The 5,475-nt window shown below is 73.2% G+C and carries 3 protein-coding genes; 1 reads left to right on the forward strand and 2 read right to left on the reverse strand.

Features of this window, described 5'->3' with window-relative positions:
* Positions 1–112 precede the first annotated feature (112 nt).
* Positions 113–1,156, reverse strand: a complete 1,044-nt coding sequence (locus tag ABZW30_RS45605) for a zinc-dependent alcohol dehydrogenase family protein (protein ID WP_355677242.1) — start codon at positions 1,154–1,156, stop codon at positions 113–115.
* Positions 1,157–1,264: 108 nt separating this feature from the next.
* Between ABZW30_RS45605 and ABZW30_RS45610 the strand changes: the two genes are divergently transcribed.
* A complete protein-coding gene (locus tag ABZW30_RS45610; RefSeq protein ID WP_355677243.1) occupies positions 1,265–2,176 on the forward strand; it encodes a LysR family transcriptional regulator in 912 nt (303 codons plus the stop codon).
* Positions 2,177–2,517: 341 nt separating this feature from the next.
* Here ABZW30_RS45610 and ABZW30_RS45615 read toward each other — a convergent pair whose 3' ends face one another.
* Positions 2,518–4,749 carry a glycosyltransferase family 39 protein gene (locus tag ABZW30_RS45615; RefSeq protein ID WP_355677244.1) on the reverse strand — a complete coding sequence of 744 codons (2,232 nt, stop codon included), beginning with the start codon at positions 4,747–4,749 and terminating at the stop codon, positions 2,518–2,520.
* Positions 4,750–5,475: the final 726 nt, after the last annotated feature.

A 5,475-nucleotide genomic window follows, 5' to 3' on the forward strand; every position in this document is an offset into this window, starting at 1 on the left:
AGCGGACCAGGAGGTAGGTGACGAGGGCCAGGACGGCGGTCAGGACGAGAACGCCGCCCATCAGACGTAGACCCCGTCGGTCGGCCCGGGGCGCGATGGGCGTGGCGGAACGTCAGAAGGCGATGCGGACCTTCAGCGCGGTGCGGTTGTCCATCGCCTGGTAGCCGTCCGGGACGCCGTCGAGGTCGACGGTGCGGTCGAAGACCAGGCCGGGGTCGATCGTGCCGGAGAGGACGTCGGGCAGCAGCTCGGGGATGTAGGCGCGGGCCGGGGCGACACCGCCGCGCAGCGACACGTTCCGGTCGAACATCTGGCCGATGTCGACGCCGGCGCTGCCGCCGTGCGGTACGCCCACGTAGCCGACCGCGCCGCCGTCGCGGGTGATCGAGATCGCCGTCCGCATCGACTCCTCGGTGCCGACGGCCTCCAGCACGGCGTGCGCGCCCTGGCCGCCGGTCAGCTCCTTGACCGCCTCGACGGCGTCGTCGCCGCGCTCGGCGACCACGTCGGTGGCGCCGAAGGCGCGGGCGATGGCGGTGCGCGCCTCGTGCCGGCCCAGCGCGATGATCCGGCCCGCGCCGAGCCGCTGGGCGGCGAGCACGCCGCACAGGCCGACCGCGCCGTCGCCCACCACCGCGACGGTGGCGCCCGGACGCACGCCGGCCGTCACGGCCGCGTGGTGGCCGGTGCTCATCACGTCGGAGAGCGCGAGCAGACCGGGCAGCAGCTTCTCCTCGCCGGCGGTCTCCTTGGGCAGCTGCACCAGGGTGCCGTCGGCGAACGGCACCCGCACCGCCTCGCCCTGGCCGCCGTCGGAGCCGACCTCGCCCCAGAAGCCGCCCTGCGGGCAGGAGGTGTGCAGGCCCTCGCGGCAGAAGTCGCAGTTGCCGTCGGACCAGACGAACGGGGCGACCACGAAGTCGCCCGGGCGGAAGTCGCGGACCTCGGAGCCGACCGCCTCGACGATGCCGAGGAATTCGTGGCCGATCCGCTGGCCCGCCGTGCGGGACGCCACACCGCGGTACGCCCACAGGTCGCTGCCGCAGATGCAGGCGTTCACCACGCGGACCACCGCGTCGGTGGGGTGGCGGACGACCGGGTCGGGCACCTCCTCGATCCGGATGTCGTTGGGGCCGTGGATCACGGTGGCACGCACGGAACTCTCCTGGCACTGCTCGGGGCCTGGGCTGAAGCAGTCAGGGTCGCCGTGCACGTGTCCCTGTGTCCAGCTACATCTCCTACAACTCATGTTTAAGATCGACTGATGCTCGATGTGCGACGACTCGTTCTGCTCCGTGACCTGGAGGTGCACGGCACGGTGACTGCCGTGGCCGATCTCCATGGCGTTACTCCCTCCGCCGTCTCGCAGCAGCTGCGGCTGCTGGAAGAGGAGACCGGAACCCGCTTGCTGGAACGCACCGGCCGTTCCATCCACCTCACGGCCTCGGGTCGCCGGCTGAACGGGGATACCGAGCACGTGCTCGCAGCTCTCGAGCGCGCTCGCATCCGCCTGCATGCCGAGGCCGAGAACCCCGCAGGCCCCCTGCGTTTCGCCTGCTTCCCCAGTGCCCTCGCACCGGTGGCCGCACCTCTCGGGAAGGCTCTGGAAGGCACCTGTCCGGATGTACAGCTCCACATCACCGAGGCCGAACCCGAGGCTGCCGTACGACTGCTGCTCCAGCGCCGTGCCGACCTCGCGCTCGTCTATCGGTATGACAATCTGGCCACGCCCCCACCCGCGGGCGTGGAAACCCGGACGCTGCGAACCGACCCCCTGGTCGCCGTCCTGCCCCGCGACCACCCCGCAGCCCTGTCGGCCCGCTCTCCCATCGCCCTGCGGGAGCTCGCAGACGCACTGTGGACCACCGCCCCGGCGCAGACCGCGTGCGGGGACGCCGTCCTCCAAGCCTGCCGGTCAGCCGGGTTCACTCCCCAGGTGAGGAACATCTGCACCGACTTCTCCACCATGATCGCTCTCGCCGAAAGCGCGGGCCACGCCACCCTGATCCCCCGCATGGCGGCCACACACCTACCGCCCGCACTGATTGCGCGACCGGTCACTGACGGCACCCTCGCCCGCACGATCGAGATCGCCGTTCGCCACGACACGGCACACGAACCCGCGATCGCCGCCTGCCTCAACACGCTGCGCACGCTCCTGCAAAGATCCGCGTGAGTGGCCGCCGACGGCATACCGGCTCCAGGTGGCGCCGGTATTCGAGGCGGCCTGCTCGTCGAGGGGCCGGAGGCCGTCCGCCCGGTCACCGGGCTGCTCGAGGCCTGAGCGCCGCATCCGCCCCGGACGGCCCGGGGTGGGCGGCCGCTGTCGCGCCCGGTGGTACTGCCCACCACGCCCGTACCGCCGTGCCCCACCCCGTGCCCCCTCGCTCGCACTCGCCGTCAGATGGGCGGCACACCTTATCCGGCGGCCCCGACACCGCCGGCCCGCGCCGTGCCCCGGGGCTTCGGCCGCCGGGCCCCGGGGGGGCCGGTGAAGTCGGCCTCCCGGGGCGGTTCTCAGCCCGCGTGCGTGCAGAGGTAGAGCTGCTGGCCGATGACGCCGCCGTCATCGGCCCGCCCGCCGCCGGCCGCCGGCGCCGCGGCGGGCGCCGTGCCGAGCACGTCGGTGGTCGGCACCTGGGTGCAGGCGCTCCGCACCCAGGACTGGATCTCCGCGGCCGTCGTCGTACCCGACGGCTCGCCGCCGCCACCGCCACCGCGCCGGCCGCCGCCGCTGAGCAGCACGTACCTCAACTCGCCCTTGCCGACCAGCTGTTGGAACTCCCCCAGGGTCGGCGACGGGGCCGAGCCGCTGAAGCCGCCCATCGGCAGGACCTCCTCGCCCGTCGCCAGGATGAACGGCGAGGCGGCGCTCCAGCTGGAGGCGGCGAACAGGTAGCGGGCGCCGCCCCGGTGGGCCTGCAGGTAGTCGAACAGGGCCTGCTCCTGCGCCGTCAGGTGCTCCGAGGAACCGCCGAACCCGCCACCGCCCCCGCCGTACTGCGCGCGCAGCGCTGCCGTGGCAGCAGTGGACCCCTTCGGCGACGCGTGCCGCCCGCCCCCGCCGTGCCCGCCCCCGGAGGGGCCGACGGTGCCCATGCCCGAGTTGCCGTACGCCGAGCTCAGCACCGACGACGCCCAGGCACCCGGCGCGACCAGCATCGCCGCGACGCCCGCCAGCAGCCCCGCCAGCGCGAACCCCTGCCCGGTGACACGCTTGAGCGCGACCGCCGCGAGCAGCGCCAGCGCCACGACGCCCAGGCCGATCACGGTCGGCGCCAGCCACGGCAGGAAGGTCGGGAAATCCCGGGCCAGGTAGGCCGACCAGGCGACCGTCCCGGCGATCGCGGCGGGAAGCGCCCACGCCCGCGCGCCGCCCTCGCGGAAGCCCCGCCACAGCAGGACCGTCCCCGCGCCGCCCAGGGCCGCCAGGGGAGCGGCGATCACACCCATGTAGTAGCTGTGGCCGCCCACGCTGCCCGCGCTGAAGACCAGGAAGAACACGCCCAGCCAGGCGCCCCACAGGACGTAGCCGGCCCGCAGCACGTCGGTGCGCGGCTCGCGCCGCCAGGCCAGCCCGCACACCAGTGCGACAGCGGCGAGCGGGTAGAGCCATCCGGTCTGCGGGGCGAACTGCGAGCCGAACATCTTCGTCCAGCCGCCGTCGTCCGCACCGCCGCCCTGACCACCCCAGCCGCCGGGGCCCTGGCCCTGGCCCTGGGCCGAGGCCTGCGCCGGCGAACCCTGCGAGCCCTGCGTGCCCTGACCGCCGTGCGAGCCCTTACCGGCACCCGCACCGCCATCCGCACCGGCCCCGCCGGCGTGGCCCCCGCCCCCGCCGCCGCCCCGGACCGCCTGCACGCTGCCCGTCTGTGCCGCGCTCATCCCCAGCGAGGAGAACCGGTTCAGGAAGTTGTAGCCGACCACCATGCTGAACGCCGAGTTGTCCGTCGTGCCGTCCACGTACGGACGGTCCTGCGCCGGGGTCACCGTGACCGCCAGCATCCACGAGGCCGACACCACCACCGTCACCAGCCCGGCCAGCGCGACGTGCCCTACCCGCCGCCGGAGACTGGTCGGCGCCGCGAGCAGGTACACCGCCGCGAGCGCGGGCAGCACCGCCCACGCCTCCAGCATCTTGGTCTGGAACGCCAGCCCCACCCACACCCCGGCCAGCAGCAGTGGACGCAGCCGCGCCGTGTGGGCCGCCCGCTGCGCCGCGTCCGCCGCGAGCAGGAGCAGCAGCGTGAAGGCGGCGTCCTCGACCGCGGTGCGGAACAGCCCCGCGGCCACCGGCGTCAGCGTGAAGGCCGCGGCCGCGAGCAGCCCCGCGTTGGCCCCCGCCCACCGCCGCACCACCCGGTACAGCACCAGGACGGACAGCACGCCCTCGACCACCTGCGGCAGGGTCAGCGCCCACGGATGGAACCCGAAGACGCGCGCCGACAGCGCCTGCGGCCACAGGAACCCGGGCAGCTTGTCCAGCGTGATCGTGCCCGCCGGATCGAACGACCCGAACACGAACGCCTTCCAGCTCTCCGTCATGCTGCGCACGGCGTCGGCGTAGAAGCTGTGGTACTGGCTCTGGTCGATGTTCCACGCGTACAGCACGGCGGCGACGGCCGCGATCCCGAGCAGCACGGGCCGGGCGTAGCCGGGCTGGTCGTCGGGTGACGTCCACGGGGCTCGGCGGCCACGCGGCGGGGGAGACGGGGTCTCCCTGGGGGTGGTGAGGACATTGATAGCCATGGTCGGCAACCTTCGGCTGCGTCCATGAGAGATCTCTTGGAAAGCGCCCCGGTTTGGTCATTTTTATACCTACGGCACACCGATCGGCCCACCCTGCCCCCGCTATCCGCCCGACCTGTGAAAGATCGGTGCGCCTCCTGGTCGGGCCCCTCACCCCACTCGCCCGCGCACGCCCCGGGCCCGGGCGGCCGTGGGGGAAGCGGCCGCCCGGGCCCGGGCGTTTCGGCAGGTCACCCGTCGCCAGGGCAGCCGCGGGGCGATGCGCTCCAGGTTCCGTGTCCTGCGGGTGCGGCCCGCAGGGAGGATCCCCCGGGCGATCGAACACGACTACCGCGAGATGAAGCACGGCCTGGGCCTGGACCACGCAGAGAGGGCCCCGGAGCACCGGGGCCCTCTCTGCGTCGTACGTATCTCTCAGAGGCCGCCTCAGTCGGCATTGTCGGCACTATTTATCAGTAGCCATATGGCGATTACAGTGACATGACATGCGAGCCCGGACGCATGTGAATGTCCGGGCCACTGCGCGCCATCGCCTGTAGGAGAGGAGGTGACTACGATGCAGATCACCAAGACCGTGATGAGCAGCGGGGCTTCGAACTCGACTCCGCGGATCGACGCTCCGCCGGCGTACCGGATCGACGCTCCGCCGGCGTACCGGATCGACGCTCCGCCGGCGTACCGGATCGACGCTCCGCCGGCGTACCGGATCGACGCTCCGCCGGCGTA

This window comes from Kitasatospora sp. NPDC004669, assembly GCF_040609455.1.
Lineage (GTDB): Bacteria > Actinomycetota > Actinomycetes > Streptomycetales > Streptomycetaceae > Kitasatospora.